This is a genomic window from Paenibacillus vortex V453 (assembly GCF_000193415.1).
In the GTDB taxonomy this organism is placed as follows: domain Bacteria; phylum Bacillota; class Bacilli; order Paenibacillales; family Paenibacillaceae; genus Paenibacillus_AQ; species Paenibacillus_AQ glucanolyticus.
Window position 1 is genome coordinate 392,391 of sequence record NZ_ADHJ01000037.1, and the last position, 24,056, is coordinate 416,446.

At 49.2% G+C, this 24,056-nt stretch carries 22 protein-coding genes and 3 pseudogenes; 12 read left to right on the forward strand and 13 right to left on the reverse strand.

Annotated elements, in window-relative coordinates:
* Window positions 1-181 precede the first annotated feature (181 nt).
* Entirely contained in the window at window positions 182-733 is a 552-nt protein-coding gene (locus PVOR_RS19605) for a general stress protein (protein WP_006211194.1), read from the reverse strand.
* Between the two features lie 81 nt (window positions 734-814).
* Window positions 815-3,326 (reverse strand): annotated as a pseudogene (gene hrpB, locus PVOR_RS19610) (ATP-dependent helicase HrpB).
* A gap of 191 nt (window positions 3,327-3,517) precedes the next feature.
* Between hrpB and gluQRS the strand changes: the two are divergent.
* Window positions 3,518-4,495 carry a tRNA glutamyl-Q(34) synthetase GluQRS gene (gene gluQRS / locus PVOR_RS19615; protein ID WP_006211195.1) on the forward strand — a complete coding sequence of 326 codons (978 nt, stop codon included), beginning with the start codon at window positions 3,518-3,520 and terminating at the stop codon, window positions 4,493-4,495.
* Window positions 4,496-4,556: 61 nt separating this feature from the next.
* Here gluQRS and PVOR_RS19620 read toward each other — a convergent pair whose 3' ends face one another.
* The 10 genes and pseudogenes from PVOR_RS19620 to PVOR_RS19665 all read right to left on the reverse strand — a co-directional run bounded on the left by PVOR_RS19620 (window position 4,557) and on the right by PVOR_RS19665 (window position 16,008).
* Window positions 4,557-4,937 (reverse strand): DnaJ family domain-containing protein, encoded by a 381-nt coding sequence (locus tag PVOR_RS19620; RefSeq protein WP_006211196.1) that lies wholly within the window; start codon window positions 4,935-4,937, stop codon window positions 4,557-4,559.
* Window positions 4,938-4,939: 2 nt separating this feature from the next.
* Window positions 4,940-5,737: an SDR family oxidoreductase gene (locus PVOR_RS19625; RefSeq protein ID WP_006211197.1), complete on the reverse strand. Its 798-nt coding sequence runs from the start codon at window positions 5,735-5,737 to the stop codon at window positions 4,940-4,942.
* A gap of 185 nt (window positions 5,738-5,922) precedes the next feature.
* Window positions 5,923-6,762 (reverse strand): PP2C family protein-serine/threonine phosphatase, encoded by an 840-nt coding sequence (locus tag PVOR_RS19630; RefSeq protein ID WP_006211198.1) that lies wholly within the window; start codon window positions 6,760-6,762, stop codon window positions 5,923-5,925.
* A 4-nt stretch (window positions 6,763-6,766) separates the two neighbouring features.
* Entirely contained in the window at window positions 6,767-7,519 is a 753-nt protein-coding gene (locus PVOR_RS19635) for a vWA domain-containing protein (protein ID WP_006211200.1), read from the reverse strand.
* 43 nt (window positions 7,520-7,562) lie between these two features.
* Window positions 7,563-9,650, reverse strand: coding sequence for a serine/threonine protein kinase (locus PVOR_RS19640; protein WP_006211201.1), 2,088 nt, complete (start codon window positions 9,648-9,650; stop codon window positions 7,563-7,565).
* 165 nt (window positions 9,651-9,815) lie between these two features.
* A complete protein-coding gene (locus PVOR_RS19645; RefSeq protein WP_006211202.1) occupies window positions 9,816-10,091 on the reverse strand; it encodes a WXG100 family type VII secretion target in 276 nt (91 codons plus the stop codon).
* A 157-nt stretch (window positions 10,092-10,248) separates the two neighbouring features.
* Complete coding sequence (locus PVOR_RS19650; RefSeq protein WP_006211203.1) at window positions 10,249-10,761, reverse strand: WXG100 family type VII secretion target; 513 nt, start codon at window positions 10,759-10,761, stop codon at window positions 10,249-10,251.
* 27 nt (window positions 10,762-10,788) lie between these two features.
* Window positions 10,789-11,595 carry a hypothetical protein gene (locus tag PVOR_RS19655; protein WP_006211204.1) on the reverse strand — a complete coding sequence of 269 codons (807 nt, stop codon included), beginning with the start codon at window positions 11,593-11,595 and terminating at the stop codon, window positions 10,789-10,791.
* A 16-nt stretch (window positions 11,596-11,611) separates the two neighbouring features.
* A pseudogene (essC, locus tag PVOR_RS19660) lies at window positions 11,612-15,605 on the reverse strand (type VII secretion protein EssC).
* A gap of 91 nt (window positions 15,606-15,696) precedes the next feature.
* On the reverse strand, window positions 15,697-16,008 hold the full coding sequence (locus PVOR_RS19665; RefSeq protein WP_006211205.1) for a hypothetical protein: 312 nt from the start codon (window positions 16,006-16,008) through the stop codon (window positions 15,697-15,699).
* 366 nt (window positions 16,009-16,374) lie between these two features.
* Here PVOR_RS19665 and PVOR_RS19670 point away from each other — a divergent pair, with 366 nt between their 5' ends.
* The 5 genes from PVOR_RS19670 (at window position 16,375) to PVOR_RS19690 (ending at window position 19,493) form a co-directional block, all read left to right on the forward strand.
* The gene (locus PVOR_RS19670) at window positions 16,375-16,614 is read left to right on the forward strand and encodes a hypothetical protein (protein WP_006211206.1); all 240 of its coding nucleotides are present in this window, start codon (window positions 16,375-16,377) and stop codon (window positions 16,612-16,614) included.
* Between the two features lie 446 nt (window positions 16,615-17,060).
* Window positions 17,061-17,390 carry a PadR family transcriptional regulator gene (locus PVOR_RS19675; RefSeq protein WP_006211208.1) on the forward strand — a complete coding sequence of 110 codons (330 nt, stop codon included), beginning with the start codon at window positions 17,061-17,063 and terminating at the stop codon, window positions 17,388-17,390.
* Complete coding sequence (locus PVOR_RS19680; protein ID WP_006211209.1) at window positions 17,383-17,943, forward strand: DUF1700 domain-containing protein; 561 nt, start codon at window positions 17,383-17,385, stop codon at window positions 17,941-17,943. The genes PVOR_RS19675 and PVOR_RS19680 overlap by 8 nt, the downstream gene beginning before the upstream one ends.
* Complete coding sequence (locus PVOR_RS19685) at window positions 17,940-18,788, forward strand: DUF4097 family beta strand repeat-containing protein (protein ID WP_006211210.1); 849 nt, start codon at window positions 17,940-17,942, stop codon at window positions 18,786-18,788. The genes PVOR_RS19680 and PVOR_RS19685 overlap by 4 nt, the downstream gene beginning before the upstream one ends.
* Window positions 18,789-18,866: 78 nt before the next feature.
* Window positions 18,867-19,493 (forward strand): FMN-dependent NADH-azoreductase, encoded by a 627-nt coding sequence (locus PVOR_RS19690; RefSeq protein ID WP_006211211.1) that lies wholly within the window; start codon window positions 18,867-18,869, stop codon window positions 19,491-19,493.
* A gap of 154 nt (window positions 19,494-19,647) precedes the next feature.
* Here the strand turns inward: PVOR_RS19690 and PVOR_RS19695 are convergent, their stop codons facing one another.
* Window positions 19,648-19,956, reverse strand: a complete 309-nt coding sequence (locus PVOR_RS19695; RefSeq protein WP_231888192.1) for a DUF2087 domain-containing protein — start codon at window positions 19,954-19,956, stop codon at window positions 19,648-19,650.
* Between the two features lie 212 nt (window positions 19,957-20,168).
* Between PVOR_RS19695 and PVOR_RS19700 the strand changes: the two genes are divergently transcribed.
* The 6 genes and pseudogenes from PVOR_RS19700 (at window position 20,169) to PVOR_RS19725 (ending at window position 24,046) form a co-directional block, all read left to right on the forward strand.
* Window positions 20,169-21,146 carry a YpdA family putative bacillithiol disulfide reductase gene (locus PVOR_RS19700; protein ID WP_006211213.1) on the forward strand — a complete coding sequence of 326 codons (978 nt, stop codon included), beginning with the start codon at window positions 20,169-20,171 and terminating at the stop codon, window positions 21,144-21,146.
* Window positions 21,147-21,164: 18 nt separating this feature from the next.
* On the forward strand, window positions 21,165-21,608 hold the full coding sequence (locus PVOR_RS19705) for a DUF441 domain-containing protein (RefSeq protein ID WP_006211214.1): 444 nt from the start codon (window positions 21,165-21,167) through the stop codon (window positions 21,606-21,608).
* A gap of 231 nt (window positions 21,609-21,839) precedes the next feature.
* Window positions 21,840-22,746: pseudogene (locus PVOR_RS19710) on the forward strand (decaprenyl-phosphate phosphoribosyltransferase).
* A 28-nt stretch (window positions 22,747-22,774) separates the two neighbouring features.
* Window positions 22,775-23,407 (forward strand): HAD-IB family hydrolase, encoded by a 633-nt coding sequence (locus PVOR_RS19715; protein WP_006211216.1) that lies wholly within the window; start codon window positions 22,775-22,777, stop codon window positions 23,405-23,407.
* Window positions 23,395-23,736, forward strand: a complete 342-nt coding sequence (locus PVOR_RS19720) for a DMT family transporter (protein ID WP_006211217.1) — start codon at window positions 23,395-23,397, stop codon at window positions 23,734-23,736. The genes PVOR_RS19715 and PVOR_RS19720 overlap by 13 nt, the downstream gene beginning before the upstream one ends.
* Entirely contained in the window at window positions 23,726-24,046 is a 321-nt protein-coding gene (locus PVOR_RS19725) for an EamA family transporter (RefSeq protein ID WP_006211218.1), read from the forward strand. The genes PVOR_RS19720 and PVOR_RS19725 overlap by 11 nt, the downstream gene beginning before the upstream one ends.
* Window positions 24,047-24,056 lie beyond the last annotated feature (10 nt).

The window sequence follows — 24,056 nt, forward strand, 5'->3', positions numbered from 1 at the left end:
CGCTCCCCCTTTACGCTGTCTTTCGTTCATCCTAACACACCTCATTGTAAGGGAGACTAACCCCGATCGGGTAATCCAAATTCTTACTGATCCAGATGGTTTGAGCAACAGACATCTGCCTGTATTCATATGTATCATAACAAAACCCGGCCCCTTGCGGAACCGGGTTCGGGTTAACCTCTTACAGCAAATACGTTCCTCGCGGCGGCAGCTTGTCGTCCCGATTCTGATCAACGGCCCCATACTGGTCCTCATTCCTGTAATCGTAGTCGCGGAATATATCGTAAATGCCTGTGTTCTCTTCGTCAGCATCCACGAGTACCAATATTCGTCCTTGCTCTACATAGGATTCATATTCTTTGGCCTCATCCTCCGGTATGCCAAGACCGATGAAACCGCCGACGAGCCCTCCGGCCCCTGCACCCACCGCTGCTCCTGTAAGCGTAGCGGCAATAGGTCCTGCAGCAAGAATGGGTCCTATGCCGGGAATCGCCAAGGCTCCAAGACCTGCCAGCAAACCAGCGGTTCCACCCAGAATGCCGCCTGTTGCTGCACCAGCCGCCACCCCTTCAGGTGCCATCGTTCCTGTCTGTTCAGCAATCAGTTCAGCTTCGCGTTTATCCTTCGCTATAATGGATATGGCATCATTCGGAACCCCGTGACGCTGCAGCTGCTCAATGGCCTGAGCCGCTTCTTGCTCCGAACGGAATACACCTACAACTTTCTTCTCCATGTTAAACCCTCCTTCATCGGTGGTTGTTCATATCTAACATTACCCGAGGGTACGAGGATTTAAACCTGGAACCTTGCGTTGTTAAGCCTTGGGTCTGGTCCGATGGGTCGCGGTTGCTTCCAGCGGATCATCCGGCCAATAATGTTTAGGGTATCTTCCTTTCAAATCCTTTTTGACCTCAAAATATCCGTTCCGCCAAAAGCTTGACAGGTCTGAGGTCACCTGAACCGGTCTTTGGGCGGGAGACAGCAGATGCAAGGTCAGCGCCACCTTGCCTCCGGCAATGCGCGGCGTATCCTGTAAACCGAACATCTCCTGGAGGCGAACGGCCAGAAATGGCTGTTCGGGGTCACTGTAATTAACCGGGATCATGGAACCGCTGGGTACCCTGATATGGGTCGGTGCTTCTTTGTGCAGCAACTGCTTCTGCTCCCAGCTGAGCATATGCTCCAAGAGAGTTCCCGGTGCAAGCCGCCTGATATCATTTCGATTCCGCAGCCCATTCAGATAAGGCAGCAACCACTCATCCGCACGGTCCATCAGGCCTTCATCCGATACATCCGGCCATGAACCATCCCGTTCATGCCGAAACATGAACGCCATTCGTTCCCTAAGCTGCAGCGCGGCCTTGCTCCACTGAAACAATCCAAGTCCCTCCTGCTGAACGCCCTGCAATAATGCCAGCGCCGTTTCTTCTCCTGTCGGATTCGGATAGGCTTGCTCCTTGATGACCATGGCTCCTAGCTTCAGCTTCTGTCTTGCCCTGATGCTTCCTGATACCGCATCCCATATAACTTCCTTATGGCTTTCCATCTCGTTGCGGTAATACTTATCCAGAAAGCGCTCATCCAGTTCCGCGGCAAGCTGTATGTTCCCATCCGCCCCTTGATCATCAACGGCAGCCACTACCACATACCGGGCTCGGCTCAGGGGCTGCATCGCAGGGAATTTCACTCCCCTTCCACTGCGCATCAGGAACCCGCTTCCGCCCCGGTTCTTAGCCATCCGGTCAGGATAGGCAAACGACAGCAGAAGCCCGCACAGGTCAAGGTCCCCCCATGTTGAATATGCGATATCCAGCTGTGCGTGGAGTTTCTTAATTTCCTGTCTCATTCGCTGTATAACAGCTTCCTCGCTTCTGTCTTGTGAATGGTATGACTGAGAGCCCTGCTCATAAGAGAGAATTCGTTCAACACGTGAGCGCAAATCCTGATCCTGTATCGCTTCTATTTCGGCGCATTATATCCCGTTCCTGAAGCAGAACGGCTATCCGGATGGCCAATGATGCTTCGTCCATTTCTTGTGCCCTCAGAAGCATATGAGCCAGTCTCGGATGAAGTCCAAGCCTGGCCATATCGTGCCCGTGCCCGGTTATACTGTCCGAATCATCCAGAGCCGACAGCTCCTTCAGTAACGTTTGACCTTGGGTGTAAGCGATCTGAGGGGGTGCATCGAGCCATGCAAGCTGCTTCGGATCACGAGTGCCCCACGCTGCCAATTCCAGGGCAAGCGGTGCCAGATCCGATTCGCAAATGGCCGGCGTGGTGTGCTCCTGCAGGTGGCGGTGTTCCTCCTCGCTCCACATGCGATAGCATACGCCTGCGGTTACCCGCCCTGCTCTCCCTCTTCTCTGATCTGCGGAGGCTTTGGACAGTCGTCTCGTAATCAATTGCGGCAGTCCCGTTCTCGGAGAGAATATCTCCGTCCGCATATATCCGCTGTCCACCACCATTTTGATCCCTTCAATCGTAATGCTGCTCTCGGCAATACTTGTGGACAACACGATTTTACGTCTTCCGGCTGCATCAAGTTGGATTGCTGCATCCTGCTTCTCAGCCGGAAGCGCACTATACAGCTCACGTATGACCACATCATGGCCTAGACCCGTTCTTACTAATTCATCAGCCGTTCGCCTGATCTCTCGAGCACCTGGCAAAAACACCAGGATATCGCCTTGCTGTTCAGCCAATGCACGATGAATGACCATCGCTGTGCCTCTATGTATCTCGTCCAAGCCAAAGGAGCGCAAATAGTGCGTGGATACGGGAAAAGCCCGCCCCTTACTAACGATAACCGGCGCGCTGCCAAGGAGCTCCGCAACCGATTCAGCTTCAAGCGTTGCCGACATGATGAGCAATCGTAAATCTTCGCGCAGCGCTCCCTGTGATTCCAGCGCAAACGCCAAGCCTGTATCGGCCTGTAAACTGCGTTCATGAAATTCATCAAATATGATCATGCCGATGCCGCTTAACTCCGGATCATCCTGCAGCATGCGGGTCATGACACCCTCCGTCACAACTTCAATCAGGGTATCCTTTCCGATTCGGCTATCCATCCGAACCCGATACCCGATCGTCTCACCTACACTCTCTCCCAGTGAGGATGCCATATAACTCGCGGCGGAGCGCGCAGCAATCCTTCTGGGCTCCAGCATAATGATTCGCTGTCCCTTAAGCCAAGGTTCATTCATAAAGGCCAATGGCACTTGCGTGGTCTTGCCTGCTCCCGGTTCCGCGATCAGAACGGCAGCCGTTCCTGTAGATAAAGCCATTTTCAATTGTGGCAGTACTTGGTGAATGGGAAGTTCAGTCATGGATACATCTCCGTTATCCTCTTCATATAATTCCTTAATTATATAAGACACCTCCACTGCGTCAAGTGGACCCTTGGCGAGAACAGAGGCTGCTGGCAAGAAACGATGTAAATACGCTACAATATGTGAATAACATACATCGTCAGATTCTGGGTAATCCATCCGATCCATTTCGTCAGAAGGTGATATATATGGAGCAGCACACCCCCATTCGAGGCCGCTTTGCGCCGACGCCATCCGGAAAAATGCATATTGGCAATGCATTGACCGCCTTGCTCGGCTGGCTGCAAATAAGAAGTATGAACGGACAATATATTCTTCGCATCGAGGATATTGATACACAGCGTTCCCGCCAGGAGCTTACGGTTGAAATCCTGAGGGATCTGGAATGGCTCGGTTTGGATTGGGATGAAGGCCCGGGCCGTGACGGCGACTACGGGCCTTACCATCAGGCGGCACGCCAGGCATTATACGAGAGGGAAATTACGAAGCTGCAGCACAATCATCTGCTGTATCCATGCTATTGCAGCAGGGCAGATATTACGGCTGCATCCCGAGCACCGCATGGCATTGCATCGGAAGGCCTCCGCTACCCCGGGACTTGCAGATATTTATCTGAGGAAGAAGCCACTATCAGGAAGCTGCGCAAAAAGCCTTCGCTGCGAATGAAGGTCCCGCAGCAGCGAATATCTTTTATCGATGGCATCGCCGGGGCACAGTCGTATCTGTTATCCGATGGAGGGGATTTCGTTGTTTGCAGGGCAGATGATATGATCTCTTATCAGCTTGCAGTTGTCGTGGATGACGCGCTGATGGACATTACTCATGTGCTGCGAGGAGCTGACCTTCTGGATTCCACCCCCCGGCAGCTTCTGTTATACCAAGCGCTGGGTTATGAGCCTCCTCAGTTCGCCCACACTCCTCTGATGGTCGATGCCGAGGGCAGAAGGCTGGCTAAACGAACCCGCGGATTAAGCCTCTCTTTTTTACGCGGACAAGGCGTTAAGCCGGAACGGGTTATTGGGTGGTTAGCCTGGACCGCCGGTCTGCTGGAAAAGCCGGAACTTGTTACTCCTGCAGACTTGATCTCGTTGTTCGACCTGTCAAAAATACCGTCTTCCCCGATAAAAATATCGGATGAAACAAGGCAGCAGTTATTCGAAACATAAAAAAACAATCAGCGCCTGCGCTTTCGTTCTTGTGATAAGAAGAAAGGCTGGCACTGATCTGTTATTCCTCACGGGTTAAACGGTCTCTGACTTGGGTTTCATACTGCGCAAAAGCGCTATTGGCGCTAAGCCCGCGCTGTTCCATGAGCAGCTGCAGTCTTAACTGCTTTTCATTCAGCTTGCGTCGAAGCTGGTCCTGTTCACCCTCATTCCGGGCAGCTCCGAGCAGATCGTACAGCTGAACACATTCCTTGCGCAGCGTCACTTCTTCGGGCACATAACCTGCATTCTTCATGATTCGATAGGACATTCTCATATCTTCGGGTAGGTGAGACAGATCATCAATGGGCAGCTTCTTGCCGGCAAACGGCAGATTATCCAGCTCTCCGTTACGAACCGCTTCTTCAATCTTCTGCTCCGCCAATCTGGAAAAAATGATCATATCTACAGGAGCGATTCCGCTCCATCAATGAATATTTGCGCCCCTGTAATATGCTTTGATTGATCCGAAGCCAAAAACGCCACCAAATCCGCAACCTCCTCCGGTTTACCGGGTCCATCCGACAGCGGCTGGCTTCCCTCCGGGTATTCAACCGGAATCACGATCTCCTCCAGATCCCCTTGTTTCTTCGTGCTTTGATCAATGTTGGTCGATATCGCGCCAGGACAGATTACATTTACCCTGATCTTGAATTGGGCCAGCTCCAATGCAGCCATCTTCGCAAAAGCCACCTGTCCTGCCTTGGTTGTGCTGTAGGCACTCATTCCAAAGTTGGAGAAGGTTCGTGTCCCATTTACGGAGCTGGTGATGATGATGCTGCCCTGTCCCCGCTTCTTGAGGTGTGGGATCGCATATTTGACCGTCAAAAACGTACCGTTCAAATTCACGTTGAGCGTCTTGGTCCATTCCTCCAGCTTCATGTCATCGATAGGAGTCATCACGCCGTTGATGCCTGCATTGGCAAAAACAATATCGATTCCGCCAAAAATCTCTACGGTTTCCAGAATAGCCTTCTCCACTCGGTCAGGATCTGTTGTATCCACATCGAAGGCTCTGGCAGATCCTGCCTGCAACTGATTGATTTCCGCTTCCACTTTGTTCGTACGGTCATCGAGCAGATCGAACAGCGCCACGTTTGCACCTTCCTTTGCCAATAAGACTGCCGCAGCCTTGCCGATCCCAGAACCTGCACCCGTGATGATGGCGGTTTTTCCTTGAAAACGTCCAAATCCTTCATTCATCATTAACACGCTCCTTTTTCTTCGTAATCCGTATACATTCATCTGTCACAAGATTACCCAAAAGTGCCTGTTTTATAATCATGTTTTTCAATTTAGCCGCAGCATCATGACCATCAACGAAAAAAAACCGGCCCTCGAAAGGTCCAGGTCCGGTTAATCGTTAACATTCTGTTGCATCCATATAACTACCACATGAATTCCAAGAAGGAAGCGTCATCTTCCAAACCATCCGTATGAAGGGCATTCATCAGCACCTGAACCTGTTCATCCGGAATATGCTCCATCACAGCATCCAGGTCATTCAAGCCATCACTGTATAACTGCAGGCGATATTCGCTCTCATGATCCAGTCTGCTGCTATACACATGCGGCTTGCCTCCTACTGGACCGATGCGGGATGACCAGCGTTCCGCCGTACGAAAATGGTCTCCGAATAGAGAGGTCAATTCCCTCTGCTTATGCCATAAGCGCACACGAGAATCGCCCTGCCAGGCCAGCCATAGCCTTCCTTTGCGGCGAAAGCGCGTGGGAAGCTCGATACGCCCGCAAATATACATCGCTTCGCTTCCCATGCGCTGTTTCTCTTCCAGAACCTCGCGAAGCAGCTTAGGTGTAGCGGAATCTACTGAAAGATCGCGCAGCTCCCGATCCGCTTCGAGCGATAGATCCTTCAGCTTGCGTTCCAGCGATGCGGAGGAGAGCTCCTCCTGATTCTCCAGCCATTCCATAAGCCCCTGACCCAACAGGCGCGAGGCTACATCCCCACGGTAGCTCAGTCCGACGCCGTCACACAGCACAAATCGGCACACATCTTCGTTCAGTGAAAATGCCAGGAAATCCTGTCCCTTCTCGGACAGCTTCACCGATTCGGCCGCCCTACCATAAGCATAACGACATGTAAATAGATCACGAATCCTCGTAAGCGGCTCTTCCCCGGTCTGTTTACTCTCGTAATAATACGTCGATGTCGGAGACTTCTTCCGCGCTCCCCAAGAATCCATGCTTCCAGCATATGATCGCTTCATATTCTTACCTCACCGGCGTGGCTGCCGACATCTGGAATCCGATGGATACCAGCTCCGAGCATGTGCCCGGAAGCATCATCAGGGCGCCGGGACTCAGCTGATAATCAGCTTCGAGCAGCATTTCACGATAGCTTTCAGGAAGAACCGAGGACATCATTTTAAGTTTTCGCGCGTGCTCATCCTCCAATGATGTGTCCGTCAAGATTCCCTTCCAGCGACGAGGTTCAGTGATCGGCTGGTTCATCAGATGATCGGATATAAATATATTCTCGACAAGCACGTTCCCATCCGGAACGCTCATACTCATAATCCGGCGGGCAATTGGTTCTGGATCATCTCCTGTCGACACTCCATCTGTCATATGGCACACAAGCGGTGCAGGACAATCCTGCATATTCGGAATTTCCGATTGCAGAATTTTCTCTGCCTGAAGAAAGGCTTTAGCCGAATCAGAGAACCTCTTTGGCGTCAAATCAGGCAGTGAACCAATTGCTGCAATCTCGTCAATGCCCTTAATTCCGTTCAACAAATCATATACATCATCGCTATAGGCAAGTATGGCAATCCGGTACCGTGGTGTTAACCGGTTACCCTTGGTCGAACGGAATACCATTTGCCGAATGGCCAGGGATAATGCTTCGTAAACCACGTCGATCCGCCTGCGGTCCTCCATCAGCATATTCATAGATGCGCTGATATCAATCAAATATATGATGAGCGCTGGCGTGCGCTGTGAAGCCTGTATGGTATAGTTCATCGTGAATAACATTCACCCCTGCATTTCGTTATGTTTGCTTCTTTTACAGTTTTGGTATCCAGTGACTGTCGTCACTCATGAATTTTTGCAAATTGTTGCGGCGACTGCTCATTTTGCCAACGGTCTTATAATAGGACTGATCCTTGTTATATAAATTAATGAATTCATGAGCAGCGTTCCTGGCCCGGTCTTTGTTGCCGGCTACCTGTGCATTGTATGCCTTATTATATAAGGCAACCAGTTCCACAACGTTCTGGGAACGCTGCTTCTGGAGCTGGGCCGCCTGCGCTTGCTGAGCCGCCTTGGCTTGTGCCTTGCGATTTGCCTCGGCCTCGACTGCTGCCTGAGCTGCCGCCTTGGCAGCTGCTTCATCCTGCGCGGCCTTCTTCTTGTTCTCTTCCTGCTGCGCTAGATAAGCCTCGTATTTGGCCTGGTTATCGTATTTTTCTTGCAGCTCTTGTTTCTTCTTCTTCTCTTCTACGGATGCCAGGTAAGCATCATACTTCGCCTGCTTATCATACTTGGCTTGAAGATCGGCTTTTTCCTGCTCTTTACGAGCCTGCTCAGCTTCCGCCGACTTCTTGGCTTCCTCTTCCTTCAAACGCTCCGCTTCCGCGATTTTTGCTTCTTCTTCCTTCTTGGCCGCTTCTTCCTGCTGCCTCCGTGCTTCTTCCTCCTGCTTGCGAATGGCTTCTTGCGCCTGCTGCTCGGCTAAAGCCTCCGCATCCATTTGCCTGCTCTCTGCCTTCTCAGCCAAGATCTGATTGACCGTAATCGCCGAACCAGCCAATATGACAAGTGCAGCCGCACTTGAGATCATAAATTTACGAGATAGTAACAGTGCCTTGAATCCTTTGTTCGATGTGTCTTCGACCGGTCGAAGCTGCTCCTCCAGCCCCTGAATCGCAGCGGCGAGCTCCACCTCAAGCGGACTGTCCTTCTTCACAAAATGATACGCGGAACGGAATATTTCCAGCGCACCTGATAAATTACCCGCCTTCTCCAAGTCACGGGCTTGATGGAACAGCCGTCCAACCACATTATCATTAACTTCTCTTGTACCCGGCTCGATCCCTAGCGATGCTATAACCTCTGCAGGCACTTCCTTCGAACGTTCTGGCGCGGCTTCTCCCTCGTCGGAAGCATTAGCCGCTGCGGCAGCGGCTGATGCGGCTGGAATCTCTTCCACCACTTCTTCCTCGCTCAAAGTAGACAACGCAATGAGCCACTCGCCGAATGTCGGACAACTGCTCAAATCCTGACTGTCCCATGCTCTGCCGAACAAGTCTGAAATCCGTGCACCCCAACGCTGACCCAGCGATTTTTTCAGCAGAAAATATCGTTCGCAAGGTGTCTGCATTTCATGCTGGTCAAAATAGCTCTCGCCCCATGCCCGATTCACGATGGCCGAATCGCTCCAGCCCAGCATTTCCGCAATGATGACAGCCCCTGCAAAACGGTCAGCATATGCACTCCATAGCCCACTGTGCACCGTCCGATGAGCCGCATAACCTGGCGAGCCAGCCAGCAAAACATCGGGGCGGTCCATTTTGGGACTGTACATCTGCTCGACATCTACAAGCTCAACGGCGGCCGTGCCCTCCGGCAGCTTCACTTCCGAAAAAAACGGAAGCATGACATTCGGCGCAGACAGATCGCAATGCGCTAATCCACGCTGCTCCATGCTCGAACCAATAGCTGCCAACGCCTTGGCCAGCATCAAACTTTCAGAACGTCCCAGATTACGCTGATCACTGATAACGTCAAACCAAGTGCAGCCATGTATCCATGGCATAATGACCGCGTACAGCAAATCCGGATATTCTGCTATCAAATCTCCGTTTCTTTCGGGAGTGAGCACCTCTCGGCTGCTTACTTGCAATCCCGGAATCTCGCGATAACTGCCCATATGCTCGGATTGATAAACCATAGCCGGAATTCTGAATTTCGGAAAAAACACTTTAAGCGCTTTGGCCTCATGCAGCTCCCCATCAACAGGAATCAGCTGGTAAACAATGCCTTGCCTCCCTGCCTGTGCATAAGCTACGCCAGGTGCTGCGGGATGTTGTCCTACTGTATAAGCCCTTCCATTTACAACAATCCCATCGCCCGGGTTTGGCTGAAATGTCATGAACATCACCCTCTCTATAACTCCATTACCAACCTATATGCTCGATTAAACGGCAAGCCGTAAATTTTAGACAAAACAAGCTGGATTGCAAGAAAACCGGGTTATCTACCACCCGGTTTATTCTGCCTATTAAACTATTATAATGCAAATGCGGCCGAATGAATATTAACGGGATTCGTCAGCCATACGGAATTTCTGAGCGATCGCTTTCAGCTCGTTGCTGATGCTGTCAAGGGTTTGTACGAAGGAGTTCATCAAGCGGCTTGCCTCCTGGAATTCCTGGAAGAAGCGCTGCTTCGTCATACCGTCCCATTGACCTTCCATTCCGTTGATCGATTGAGTCAAGCTGTTGACGATCTGCTGACTTTGATCACCGCTCTGTTTAAATTGGTTCGCTACTTGCTCTACTTGTTCTGGCGTTATTAAAATACGTCCTGCCATTTATGTAACCTCCTTGAAATTCAATTTCTGGTGACACTTGACATCTTAGCCCAATAGACTTGGTTTATCAAAATGTCCTCAGACCTAATTTCCAGTTACCCTGCACGCCCCAATTTGAAACTTTTACCATCTTGATTTTCCCAAAAAAGCAGGGAAATTAGTTAGCAATTCCAAACGAAGAAGGATCCGTAAAGGTCCAACCCTGACCGGACAAAGCCGCTTGTTTAGCCGAATTTCCGTTATCCCCACTTGTCATGCCAACAGCAGCCGCTACGGAACTCGGATTCGAAATAACAGTAGAAGAGTTTCCATAATCCGGCAATATTGATAAACGTCCATCCATACCGGAGGCAGCAAACAGCGCTGTCGGCGATACGGTATTTACGATCGCATGCTCCAAAATGGTATGGTACTGATGATCCGTTTCTTGAAACTGATCGGCTTTACTTTGAAGATGCTTGCCCAGTTGAGCAAGAAGAGCTCCCAGATGCTCTCCTAAACTTCGGGCAGACTGCCACTCATCGATAACCGCCGCTTTGAGAGACGTCTCCCAGACGAGTGAATTCATTGCTTGGTTGAGCGTTCTCGTTATCGCCAAATATTCATCGCCACTATGCTGCAGCTGACGGCTTAACGTCCGGAGAGACTCCGGCTCGACAGAAATACGCATTGGTCCTCACCTTTCATACAGGCTCTGTTACTGTTTCAGCCACATGAGAAGCATATGACGAAACTGCTCTTTGGTCGCTGGTGCTGCGGTTAGCCAGTCCTGGTCTCCCTCCAGGCTCATACGCAGCAGCCAATTCATGGACTCGTTCACTATAAAAGCTGCATTCTGACTTTCCCAGCTGTTTCCGTTCCAAATCGACAGCTGGAGTTCCCCCGAAGATACCTTGTTCTTCATACATTTCGCGAGCGCAATGGAACCCTCGGCATCATCTGTCAGTCTCGCTAAACGATCACTGATATCATCGCTTTTCTGTTCGGAGGCAGAGGTATAAATATCTCCGAACTCCTTTCGGCTGAGCAATAAAGCCGGGATATCCCCCCAGTTCTGATCGCTTAGCGCCAGATCCTCCACCAGATGATTGCAGGTTTGTTCGATTGTTCCGAGTTCACTAAGCATGTAACGCCGGTTATCCTCACCGCTCCTGCATACTTGTATAACTCGTTCGTCCGTTACATGTATATATCCTTCAAACGACGAACCCTGATTTTCATACTTTAACCAGCACGCACGTTCCGCAAGTCCGGCAATCGCCACTCGTGAGAAGACATCAGGTGGAATCGACAATTCCCCGCCTTCCTCTTGAATCAAATATTGCTTGCTTAGGAGCGATTGTTTGGCTTTTTCCCATTCAACCGCGATTTCTTCGGTTAAGTATCCTACGAAAGGATCTTCTACACCAAGTAATCGGTCCGATCCGATAATTCCAGCCAAGAAGAAAAATTCCTTGTCGTTCAGTGTGATCGTTTCTTGTTTGGAAGCATGAATTGTCAACATTATGAGCCACCTCCCCTCAAACTACAACATGCCATCGGTCGCGAATTTCTGTGACCCATCTCTGGGCATTCCATTCGTCATCGAACGGAACTGCGCCTTTTATTCTGGAAAATTTTCGTTTTACGTAGTACCCTTGTCCCGGCGGAAGAATTTTTAGTCCTCCAGGACTATTCGAAGACTCGGAAAAAGGAATTCTGAAGAACGATAAATCGTTTGAATCCAAAGTCCCGAATAAAAATCCGTTCTGTGCAGCCTTAATATCCGTAAACCAGTCCACGCCATACGTCGGGAAGTCGGCCGGAACGCCAGCAACAACGACATGAACCCGGCGGTCTCTTCCCTGTCTTACGATGGCAGACAATTGGTCCTTCAAGGTGAAATCAGAGAGCTGCTTGCTCAGAACATCAGCATCATCAATCATAAGCAGGATAGCCGGGTCTTCCCCGTCCTTCGATCGGGTCGTGAACCCGTTCATGAAGGCCCGAAATGAGCGGTGCCAGATCCTCCTCATTCTCCGCATGTCCTCTGACATGCGGAAGATGGTTCATCCGGCTTAGCCCGCTGCTGCCATAGCGCGTGTCTACCGTATAGATTTCCAGCTCATCCGGTGACGTATAATACGCAAGCGATAGCATCCAGCTAAGAAGGAATGACGTCTTGCCGCCTTCCATTGGACTTGCAACGATAAAATGCGGCCCATCCTCAAGATTGATCGCAAAAGGCGTCAAATCATCCGTCGTCACGCCGACAGGAACCTGATATTTCTCCATGCCTGCACTTTCATAAGGATGTTGAACTTTAAGCAACTGGTGAAGCGGAATTCTGTCAGGCAGCGATTCAATATGCGGCGCATATTCCCCTTGCCACGATTCATGATGAGCACGAATGCTATCGCGAAGCGCTGCGGAACGGCGTCCTTCGTCCTGACCTGAAGCCGGCAGTGCCGTTTGGAATTCAAGCGGCGGCACTTGTCCTTTAACCAGGCCTCTCCCGGGAGGAAGCTGGCTTGGAGCTCGTGCAGGACGTCCTACCGCATAATAATAATCAGCCGGGTCGGCGAGTTCATACGATACCGCCTGCGAAATATTACTCCGGACTTTCTCAAACATATCCGATATCCGATTGGCGGTTATCACGAATGTGATTCCCAAACTTCCACCCTCACGCAGCAAATATTCCAGCATATCATTCTCATCGGGATATGAGTTCCGGAAGTTTAGATACCCATCAATAATCACGACTATTTGAGGAACTGCGATTGCATTCGACCGGCGATATGACGCAACGGTTTTCACTCCCGCATCAGCGATCATATCCTTCCGCAGGGCCGCGGTTTTCGCGAGAAAACGGAACAAACGCTTGATCCGATCCTCCTCTTCTGCGGTCATGACCGCTCCGATATGAGGCAGTCCTGCAAAGTCCCGCATCATCCGACCCATATCCACGATATAGCCGTGCCAAAAGTCCGGGTTGTACCGATGGGCAAGGGACATCAGCATCGTCTGGATGAAGGTGGTCTTTCCGAGGCCCGGCATTCCGTAGACTGCCCAGTGCCCTTGTTCCAAGTTTAAGACCAGCGGCTTTTGACACTGATTAGGCAGGTCATCAACTATCCCCACATAAGATGTAAGGGTCCATTCACAGAATGGATCCTTCTTTTCAAATTCCATACCGGACTCAATCGCATCCAAATCCAGACTTTCGGGAAGCGGAGGCAGCCATGGTCCCTGAAGTCGGGCTATCCCTTGTTGTCTTGCTACCTCAGCCACATGATCGATAAACACTTGCAGCTGTTTAGGCACTTCAAGATGGGCTCCTATCGAGGGATTCGAAGCAAGCAGGGGTTCTGTCCTGCCGTTGATCCTCACCTCGCGTATTACCACAGCGCCAGGTGTATCCTTCTCTTCAATATAAGGAGCACCGCTCCAGGCATACTGCATTTCCTCAAACACTTCGTCGCTGCCGACTTGGAAATAACCTCTTCCCGGCTTGTTGATCCAGGCTGCGTTCGGAATCTTCAACATGTCCCGGCTGTCTCCCTCGCTTTGCACTCGAAGACAGATCCGAAAGCGCGAATTACTCCAAATTTTATCATCTACAACCCCAGCCGGTTTTTGTGTTGCAAGAATAAGATGGACACCGAGCGTTCGCCCGATCGCCGCAATGCTGATTAATTCATCCATGAATTCCGGTTGATCTTTCTTCAGCTGAGCAAACTCATCAATAATAATAACGAGATGGGGCAGCGGTTCGCCGTGGCGGCTGCGCAGCAATTTGTAATACTCGTCAATATGCTGCAAATTGCCCGCATCATTCAGGATTTTCTGTCGGCGGACAAGCTCGGCCTTAAGCGAAACCTTTGCCCGTTCGATCAGATTGTTATCCAGATTGGTAATCGTACCTACAACATGCGGCAAGTTTACAAACGTATTGGACATGCCGCCGCCTTTATAGTCAATAAGCATAAATGCTAGGTCATGTGGATGGAATTCGGATGCCAGTGAAGCAACAATCGATTGAATGACCTCACTTTTGCCAGAACCCGTCGTCCCTGCAATGAGACCATGCGGTCCATGTCCTTGACGTTCTATTTTATCATGAAGATTCAAATTAATCTTCTTTCCGCCCGCGCGGACACCCATGGGAACGGGCAATGAGTCCGGATAACGGTTCTGCTGCCATCGTCTGTGCACATCCAGATCGTTGATTCTCTGAATATCCATCATTTCAAAGAGAGGCAGAACGCTAGGGATATCGGATGCAGAGGATCGTTTCAACCGGATCGGCGCCATATAACGGGCCAAGGCTTCAATCTGGTCTTTGCTGATCTGATGTGACTGGAACGATTGCCTGGAGACGGTGCCATCCTGTTTCTTAATGGTATAAGCTGCCTGCTCACGCTCTACCTCCACAATAAGCTGGCAGTGCATCGGCAGGCTTTCCTTCCGGTCAGACAAAACGATCGTGACCACATCAGCTGCATCACCGTCTTCCAGCAACAGAGGAAGCAGCGGTTCTTCCTCGATTAATTGGGCAGCGGATAAAATTACAACGTATGCAGGTGTCTCGATCGATTTCTTGCCATGCTCGGAGCGATTGTTCTTACGACGGTATAAATGCGTAAACAGCTCATCTGCAAGCTGATGCGCATTACTGCGCCGATCAGCAAGATAGCGGCTGGAGCGGTCATCATCCCATGTGTGCGGAAGCCATCGCAGCCAACTGCCACTCACTCGCCTACTTTCTCCTCATAGAACGCGGCAATCTTCACTTCGTCAGGCGAGTAGTCTTACAGCGGTTTGGGCCATCATGACACGAAGCATATTCAGTACCCGATCTCTTCCGCCAACAATCCCTATCACTTTGGATTCGAACAGGGGCAGAGCAATCGATGCCTCGTCAACCGTCTGAAACTCCGCAGACAGCAATTCAGCCGCCTCAATCAACGGGTCTTTGTCATATCCATCCGCACGGGGAGGCTTGACCTGAATGTAAAAAGACACCTCCCCCTTGCCGACGCAAATCTCCAGGAAGTCCGTATCCTCCGGTGAACGCTCCCACAAGCTGCTGCTGCGGTTCTTTGCTACGTTATAACACACGTCCGGATCGCCATGGATGTCAAACAGGATATGAACCTGGTCCTCCTGCTTCTCCTTAAGCTCGTCTCGGTGCAGATCAAGCTGTGCGCGATATTTCTGGTCTCGTTCCTTCAGCTTGATCTGGTAGGTCTTCTTGTTGCTTAAATACATGAAAAACGGCAGTGTATAGGATGTCAGCATCATAAAGATGGACAACATCTGAAACATCATGTAGTTGGGGTTGGACATTTTGCCGCTCATGCTCATATAGACATAGAAGCCTACCGTCACGGCAGTCATAATAATCGGGATAATGATGGCAATCATCGAGAATGACGGTTTGCTAGGCTCCGACGGAGGTCTCAGAATCTCCATTTCCTCATTCGGTAAGGCCGGTCTAATACGCGGCGAACGTTGATATAACACGTTCATATGTTCACTTCCTCCTAATCCAGAGAGCATCTGAAAAGTACATTATGTAGGTTGTTGTTTCAGTCAAAACCAATGGGTTACTTACCCAATTCTAACTTTCTTGAAACAACGATCTTCTGCCATAGACAGGAGCTTCCTCGGTTGTTGTGGAGAATGCCCGCTGTAAACGTATATAAGAGCCTTCTCTCAATCCAGCCTCAACAAGGCTTGAATGGCCCCCTACCGTAAACCACAAGCCTTCTGGAAATTTTGCTTCTAATATATATTGAATTCCTTCACTGGAGGGTTCATGAAAGAGACGCAGTCCCAGCAGCTCATTCAACCGTCCAATCGAGCATTCATCGGGTACGTCGATATCAAACCAATCATCTTCATTACGCCCGCTGATCACGGTGAGTATCATCTGGTTAACCTGCCTTCCCAAAAATGTTAATTCTATATGTTTATTCCATACTCCATGTCCAAACACCTATTTTAATAGGCACAAAAAATAGTTACATTATTGTAACTATATCATTACAGGATCTGTTCTGTCAATTTGTGTCATATTTCCTTTTTCCTATTTCGGCTGTGAAAACGTTGGTTCAGAAGAACTATTTATGTACTGATTATAGGCCAAATCGAGGCTTTTCGTTGTTAAAAAGCCACTGTTCACAAAAATGTCACGCTCACAAAAATGATTCTGATTAATTATACGAATTTAAGGTTATTTTAAGATTGGCAATTTATAATGCAATTATCATGAAAAAACTTTCGTGAGGTGATTGATATGAAAACACTTATTATGTTCCAAAACAAGCCGGTTCCCGTGTACTTTACAACGGACAGCAAGCAGCCGGTACAGAAGGTACTAAAACTGCTGACCAGCGCGCTTGACCATAAAATTCAAACCGGCAAAAAGGCGCTGCAAAAATGCCTCAACTCCCTCATCAGTATTGAAATCGAGGGATCCGAGGCAATTCTTCACAGCAAAAGTGAAAACGACTCTCTTGCGCTATCTCTCTTTTAAAAAGAGGGGTAGCCCTTTTTTTGTTTAGCTTCATTATAACCCGTAATGGCGCTCCTCGGCTATCTGTGCTCTCTGAATTCGAATCTGAAACAATTTCACGAGATTTCTCCGTGTCGTTAACTCCTGGCAATGGTTGAGCTTTTTTAATATAAACCGATCGATAGACATACAATTCATCCCTCCACTTCCTCACTTAGGAAAAACGACCCTATGTTCTGATAACTTCTATTAACCGTGCTTTTCCGAGATTAAACGAAACTCCCTTCCTTATACAAAGCTTCTAATGAATCGACTTTTTTTTTCGAAACAGTCAAACTGCAGCCCATTTATAGTCAGTACCTTGCATTAATCAGTACTAAGTGATATCTTGTTGTAGACACTACTGAATATTAATTACTACCTCATGATGACAACACGAACAAGGATTTATGAAAGGAGGTATCGGCATGGATGTCAGTATTCAATTTAAAAAAGGTGTTCTTGAAATTTGCGTGCTTGTGCTTATCCATCGCAGGGACCAATATGGCTATGAGCTGGCCCAAGCGGTATCTCGGCATATTGAGGTCGCGGAAGGAGCTTTATACCCCCTTCTTCGCCGGCTTGTGAATGAAGGCTACTGCACAACATACCTGCAGGAATCAAGCGAGGGGCCACCCCGTAAATATTATAAGCTGACCCCAAGCGGTGTGATCTATATGAGGGCGATGGTAAAGGAATGGAAGACTTTTGTTAGCAATGTGACCAATCTGATAGAGGAAGGAAATGGGTATGACTAAAAAACAGTTTATTTCGATTTTGGAATCGCGTCTGGCTGCGCTTCCTCCCCATGAGCGCCGGGAATTCATCGAGGACGTGGTGTCCCATTTTGACATCGGCATGCAGAACGGACGGTCCGAGCAGGAAATCGCCCGTGAGCTGGGAGATCCCTTTGAAATGGCAAAGGAAGCATTAGGCGACCGTTATGTAGACATGGAAATCCCGGTCCCTGCAAGTTCGGGAAAACCTTCTTCGTTCGGCAAAATCGCCATGGGAACGGGTTTATTCTTCTGCGCTATGGTCATGATTCCTTTCCTTGCGGCATTATGGTCCGGGGGAGTTGCCATTGCAGCTGGCTCGCTCGCCACCCTGCTCAGCCCGGTGCTTGTCCTGCTTGATTATATGGTGAACGGGACGTTTTATCCCGCCAAACTGTTCTTGTCCGTTTCATTCGTGGGAATCGGCATTCTTCTTGGTTATCTAACCCGCTCCATTATATCGGGATTGTTATCGATAACCCTCGGCTACTCCAGATGGAATACTCGCATGATGAAAGGTCGTGACGCAAAGTGAACAAGAAATGGTTGTTCAGTACAGCTATTGCACTTATATTGGTTGGCATCGTCGGTATGGCTGCGTATCAATTTAAATTTGGGGAGGAGCTTATCAGCTATCAGAACAAATGGGAGCTGCAGGATGCGGAAAATCTGAAAAAACTGAGGATTTCCAGCAACATCGAAATTGACTTTGCCTTCGAAGATAGCGGAGATTCGGGAGGATACATCGCTTTTGACGGTAAATTAAGACCCGAATATATCGACATCCTCCAATCTTTTCATCCATCTGGTTCGGAAATCGAACTGGATCTGACCCCATCCTACAAGATTCAGTTTATGAGTGTGGACTTCCATTCACCCAAAGGAAAACTGACCGTTGTTCTGCCATCAAGCACAAAACTCGATGATCTGGAATTGTCAACGTTCTCCGATAACATCCACGTCAAAGGTGCATCATCCAAAACGGTGGACATTTCCGTGAAATCAGGCAACATTAACATGAGTGAGATACGTGCCGAGCAACTAAACGTGGAAAATATTTCGGGGAATATTCGCGGCTTCGATATTCAGGCATCCACGCAGCTTGTCAATCATTCCGGCAATGTCGTGTTGAAAGATCTGGAAGGCCCCGTAGACATCGAAGTTTCTTCAGGAAATGTGAACCTGGGCCTGGTTGGTGTTTCGCCCGTCCAAATTTTATGCAGATCCGGTGATGTGAAAGTGCAGCCCGATCCGTCATTCCGCGGATTCTATGATCTCAAGTCGCTGTCGGGATCCGTGAAGGCACCGGAAGCAATGGAGGAAACAACCGATACTATCCAAATACAAACCTACTCCGGCAACATTGATATTGTTCACTAGGATGTCATTGACAAACCATACAAATGAAATATACTATAATTTATAAAGTAAACCATACAACAAGGAGAGTTTTCATACATGTCTAATGTTCTATTCATCAAAGCAAACAACAGAGCCATTGAGCAATCGGTAAGTGTAAAAATGTATCACGAGTTTCTGGAGTCTTTCAAAGCAAGCCACCCGGAAGATCAAATCACGGAGCTTGACCTCTTCGCAGAGAACCTACCTTATTATGACGGTGTTGCCATTAACGGAATGTTCAAAGCCTCCAAAGGCTTCGAAGCAACACCGGAAGAGCAAACTGCTGCAGCGAATGTCAGCAAATATATTGACCAGTTTCTTGCTGCCGACAAAATCGTTTTTGCCTTCCCATTGTGGAACATGACGGTACCTGCCGTACTGCACACCTATATCGACTACCTCAACCAAGCAGGAAAAACCTTTAAATATACGCCTCAAGGCGTTGTAGGTCTCGTGACCGGCAAGAAAGTTGTGATCTTGAATGCACGCGGCGGCAACTATTCCGAAGGACCTATGGCAGCAGCAGAGATGGCTGTAAACTTCGTGATGGGTAATCTCCGTCAATGGGGCGTACAAGACATCGAGACGTTGATCATCGAAGGTCATAATCAATTCCCGGATGAGGCTGAACTGATCGTCCAAAACGGTCTTGAGCTTGTTAAAAAGGCTGCTGCTGGATTCTAATAGAGAACTTATACTAACTTAAATTTGTATATTTAACACACGAAAACCACCGTTCCATTGAACTCCATCCCAATGGTTAGACACCATCTAACATTGGAGGTGCAGTTCAAATGAGGGTGGTTTTTTGTTTTGTGTATTGGCGGCTTGTTAAGATTTAGATCTTGTCCCATTGAATCCATAAATCACGCGGATTTCGTACATAGACCCCGTTATCCCGGCTCATATACTTATGAATGATAAATTCCCGCCGGATGGTTGCGTAATCCGCATGATATTGCTTAATAAACTCGTTGATCTCCTTCTCAGGGTATTCCCGCCCCATTTCAAGCTGTTCCACCAGGTGCTCCATAATCACCAGCTTCTTCTTGTACTGTGCCGGAATTTGCCGCAGGCTTCCATCCTCAGCCATAAAATTTCTTAGTACGGAGGCTTTATACGCCTCACTTGCTGTCAATTCCATCATGATCAACCCTCCAAAAAACAAATTTTATAAGCATCTAATTTAATAAATATCTAATTAGAAGATAATCTAATTTCTAATGATTGTCAATCCCTCCCCCCACTCATGTGAAAAACCGTACTGCGTCAACGGGAAATCTGGATTTATCGTTTTATTTGCTGTAGGATTATAATGCTGATCCATAGCGTAAGGTTAAATACATAAGGAGGTTCACCATGCTCGACGTCTTAATTATCGGCGCAGGCCCATGCGGTCTCGCAGCTGCCATTGAGTGCGGCCGCCAGGGCCTCAGCAGCGTGATCATCGATAAACACAATGTAGTCCATTCCATTTATCTTTATCCGACGCATATGCAGTTTTTCAGTACAGCTGAAATGCTCGAAATCGGCGATGTTCCATTTGCCATATCGAATGACAAACCGTTCCGGCACGAGGCGCTGGCCTATTACCGCAGAGTTGCCAAGCATTTTAATCTTAACATTTTCCCATATGAGGAAGCCCTCACGATAACGAAGCAGCCGGACGGCAGCTTTCAAGTGAAAACGCAGAAGCGCGGCGGTGAGAAATCCATTCGACAAGCCAAACACGTAGTCATCGCTACGGGTTATTTTGACCATCCGAATTATATCGGCATTCCTGGTGAAGACTTGGAGAAAGTAACGCACTATTTCCGTGAAGCTCATCCTTATGCCGGCATGAAAACCGTTGTCATCGGAGGCAGTAACTCCGCTGTCGATGCAGCCATGGAGCTCATCCGCGTTGGAGCAGAGGTCACGATGGTGTACAGGGGCGAAGAAGTGTCCCAGAATATCAAGCCATGGGTACGTCCTCTGTTCGACGGCATGGTTCAGAAGGGACATTTACAGCTTCACCTGAACTCCCGTGTCGTTCAAATCGCGGAATCCTGGGTAACCATTCTTTCGAATCAAGGTCAGGAAACGATCATTGAGAATGATTTTGTCTTGGCATTGACCGGCTTTCGCCCTGACCGCAAGCTGCTCGCCTCCTCTGGCGTCGAACTGAATGAGGACATGGAGAAACCGCTCTATAATCCGGATACGATGGAGACCAACGTTCCAGGACTTTATGTGGCTGGCGTCATCGCATCGGGCCGTAACGCTAATGAGGTCTTCATTGAAACGGGCAGATTTCACGGGCGCTTGATCGCACAGCACATGGTCTCGAATGTTTAACAAAAGGAGGGATCTCCCATGGACGTAACTTCACTCATCCTGCTGGCCATGGCCGGACTTGGCATTATCAGCAGCAACTCTGCTGTGACCATTGCGATGCTGACTTTGCTAATGCTCCGCGTAACCGGCTTTCAGCAGGCCTTCCCATGGCTGGAGAAATACGGACTGACCCTCGGTATCATCATCCTCACCATAGGGGTGATGTCGCCGCTGGCCAGCGGTAAGATGAGCCTGCAAACCATCGGCGAGTCCTTCCTCCATTGGAAATCACTGCTCGCCATTGCCGTCGGCATGCTTGTCGCTTATCTGGGAGGACGCGGAGCTACCCTGATGGGAAGCAACCCGACCGTGGTTGCCGGGCTCCTCGTTGGCACCGTCCTCGGTGTTGCTCTATTCCGCGGCGTTCCCGTGGGGCCGCTGATTGCCGCCGGTCTGCTCTCCCTGCTTATCGGCAAATCTTGAGGAAGGCTTGTTTGCCTTCACCTGCCATGCAAACAAGTAATAACACGTTGAATGATGGCCTCCCTGCTGGTTCAAGGACCCTTGGGGAGGTTTATTTTTTCTGTAGTGCGGCAACAGCTTGTTCACTCATCATTACCATATATAGTCTATTCTATGGTATGATAGCTATCGTATTTCAGCTCTTCTTCCCTACATCCCAGTGAAACATGATTGATCAGGAGGTTACATCAATTGTCATCCACAAATACGAATTCAGCGGCTGCCCCATTGAGGCAGCTTCCTGTGCTGCTCTTTAGGCAGCTTAGACCGAAGCAATGGACCAAAAATCTGCTTATTTTTGCCGCCCCCCTCGTTCTCGTTCGAAACGATAAATCCTGGATCGCTCCTCGATACGCTGATCGGTTTTCTTCTCTTGTCCTTCGTATCCGGCTGCGTCTATATCGTGAACGACTATGCGGATCGCGAAGCCGATCGCAACCATCCGGTGAAGAAGTACCGTCCGATGGCATCCGGTGCACTTCCGCCCAAGCTGGCGCTTGTGTTTGGTGCGTTGTTGTTAGCAGCTTCTCTAGCGGTATCTTATGTTCTTAATCCGTTGTTTACCGGCTTGCTGCTGCTCTACTTCGCAATGAATGTTGCTTACTCGTTCCGGCTGAAGCACGTTGTCATCATCGACATCATGATTATTGCGGCAGGGTTTGTACTGCGGGCCATTGCAGGCGGTCTGGTGATTCATGTGCCCTTCACGCCGTGGTTCCTGCTGTGCACCATGCTGTTGTCGCTCTTTCTTGCTATCGGCAAGAGACGGCATGAGCTTCATCTGCTGCAAAATGACAAGGGCTCTCACCGCAAGGTGCTGGATCAATATTCATTTGATCTGCTGGACCAGATGAGCAGCATTGTCACAACGGCAACCATCATCAGTTATTCGCTGTTTACCTTTACATCGGGCAGAACCGTTCACCTCATGTGGACCATTCCGCTTGTCATCTACGGCATGTTCCGCTATCTTTATCTGATACATATCGAGAAGAAAGGCGGTGCGCCTGACCGGGTGCTCCTGGAGGACACTCACATCCTGGTTACCGTCATTCTCTATGTAATAAGCGTTGTCGGAATTTTGGTGTACTTTGAATAATACAGAATTGGTAATAGAGGGATCCCATATGAACCAGAAATTCGCTATATTCGATATCGACAAAACGGTGATTCATACGGACTCCATGTTTCAATTTTTGCAGTATGGTATACGGAAAAAACCTTCCACGGCACCCGTCATTCTGAAGGTCGTGCTGCATTCCGTGCTGTACAAGCTGAAGCTCTTGGAAGCCGAAAAAGCAAAAAGCGCTTATTTCCATGCGATGCGCCATATGGAAGACTCCGATCTGGAGCATTTTTATCAAACAGAATTAAAGCCCGCCATCTTTCCCGATGCGCTGAAAGAGCTGCAGCTTAAAAAGAGCGCGGGTTATCATGTCCTGCTCGTAACGGCATCCCCGGATGCGTATATGAGATACTTTGCAGAGCTGCCATGCGTTGACACCGTGATAGCGACAAAATTGACCCGGCAGGACGAACGCTTTACCTCAATGATTGAAGGCAGCAATTGCAAGGGAGAGGAGAAAGTGAACCGCATTCAGCAATATCTGGACGAGCAACAGCTGACCATTGACTATGAGTCATCCTGTGCTTATTCCGATTCCTTATCCGATCTGCCGATGCTCCGGCTGGTCAAGCACAAATATCTAGTCAATCACAAATCCGCTCATGGATGCGAGGGATTAACATGGAGCAGGTAAAAGCACAGGACTCTCCGCGCCACCTCGGCAAGCTGCTGATGGTTGTATCGGCCTTTTTGACGGCTACCGGGCAGCTGTTCTGGAAGTGGGGTCATACCAACTTGCTGTATATGGGGATCGGGTTTGTCTGCTATGGCCTCGGGGCTGTACTCATGATCAAATCATTTTCCCTGGAGAAGCTATCCGTAGCCTACCCCCTGATGTGTATCAGCTATATTGTGGCCCTGTTTTATGGTGATTTTTTTCTGGACGAACCTCTTACCCTAAAAAAACTGGCCGCTGTAGCCCTGCTTGGAATCGGGGTGACTTTAACTTCCTATGAAAAATGACATCCTGCTCTACTCACTTCTGCTCTTGATGACACTTCTGGGCTCGCTTGGGAGCGTATTCTTCAAGGGGTACACCGCGGGCAAACAAATCAAGCTGCTTCTGATCGGTTTTTTCTGTTACGGTTTGGGGGCGCTGCTGAACATTTACCTGCTTGGCCAGCTTCCCTACACACTGGTTATGCCAGCCAATGCGCTGACATTTCTGTGGGCATTGCTGTTTGCCAAACTGGTATTCAAAGAAACCATAGGGATTCGAAAAATCGCGGGTGTCGCGTTTATTATTTCCGGATTGCTTATGCTCATCTGGTAAATGCATGCAG

Bases quoted from the DNA above. Each gene is read 5' to 3' on its own strand.
- PVOR_RS19605 (WP_006211194.1), bottom strand. From the start codon at position 733: ATGGAGAAGAAAGTTGTAGGTGTATTCCGTTCGGAGCAAGAAGCGGCT.
- gluQRS (WP_006211195.1), top strand. From the start codon at position 3,518: ATGGAGCAGCACACCCCCATTCGAGGCCGCTTTGCGCCGACGCCATCC.
- PVOR_RS19620 (WP_006211196.1), bottom strand. From the start codon at position 4,937: ATGATCATTTTTTCCAGATTGGCGGAGCAGAAGATTGAAGAAGCGGTT.
- PVOR_RS19625 (WP_006211197.1), bottom strand. From the start codon at position 5,737: ATGAATGAAGGATTTGGACGTTTTCAAGGAAAAACCGCCATCATCACG.
- PVOR_RS19630 (WP_006211198.1), bottom strand. From the start codon at position 6,762: ATGAAGCGATCATATGCTGGAAGCATGGATTCTTGGGGAGCGCGGAAG.
- PVOR_RS19635 (WP_006211200.1), bottom strand. From the start codon at position 7,519: ATGAACTATACCATACAGGCTTCACAGCGCACGCCAGCGCTCATCATA.
- PVOR_RS19640 (WP_006211201.1), bottom strand. From the start codon at position 9,650: ATGACATTTCAGCCAAACCCGGGCGATGGGATTGTTGTAAATGGAAGG.
- PVOR_RS19645 (WP_006211202.1), bottom strand. From the start codon at position 10,091: ATGGCAGGACGTATTTTAATAACGCCAGAACAAGTAGAGCAAGTAGCG.
- PVOR_RS19650 (WP_006211203.1), bottom strand. From the start codon at position 10,761: ATGCGTATTTCTGTCGAGCCGGAGTCTCTCCGGACGTTAAGCCGTCAG.
- PVOR_RS19655 (WP_006211204.1), bottom strand. From the start codon at position 11,595: ATGTTGACAATTCATGCTTCCAAACAAGAAACGATCACACTGAACGAC.
- PVOR_RS19665 (WP_006211205.1), bottom strand. From the start codon at position 16,008: ATGATACTCACCGTGATCAGCGGGCGTAATGAAGATGATTGGTTTGAT.
- PVOR_RS19670 (WP_006211206.1), top strand. From the start codon at position 16,375: ATGAAAACACTTATTATGTTCCAAAACAAGCCGGTTCCCGTGTACTTT.
- PVOR_RS19675 (WP_006211208.1), top strand. From the start codon at position 17,061: ATGGATGTCAGTATTCAATTTAAAAAAGGTGTTCTTGAAATTTGCGTG.
- PVOR_RS19680 (WP_006211209.1), top strand. From the start codon at position 17,383: ATGACTAAAAAACAGTTTATTTCGATTTTGGAATCGCGTCTGGCTGCG.
- PVOR_RS19690 (WP_006211211.1), top strand. From the start codon at position 18,867: ATGTCTAATGTTCTATTCATCAAAGCAAACAACAGAGCCATTGAGCAA.
- PVOR_RS19695 (WP_231888192.1), bottom strand. From the start codon at position 19,956: ATGATGGAATTGACAGCAAGTGAGGCGTATAAAGCCTCCGTACTAAGA.
- PVOR_RS19700 (WP_006211213.1), top strand. From the start codon at position 20,169: ATGCTCGACGTCTTAATTATCGGCGCAGGCCCATGCGGTCTCGCAGCT.
- PVOR_RS19705 (WP_006211214.1), top strand. From the start codon at position 21,165: ATGGACGTAACTTCACTCATCCTGCTGGCCATGGCCGGACTTGGCATT.
- PVOR_RS19715 (WP_006211216.1), top strand. From the start codon at position 22,775: ATGAACCAGAAATTCGCTATATTCGATATCGACAAAACGGTGATTCAT.
- PVOR_RS19720 (WP_006211217.1), top strand. From the start codon at position 23,395: ATGGAGCAGGTAAAAGCACAGGACTCTCCGCGCCACCTCGGCAAGCTG.
- PVOR_RS19725 (WP_006211218.1), top strand. From the start codon at position 23,726: ATGAAAAATGACATCCTGCTCTACTCACTTCTGCTCTTGATGACACTT.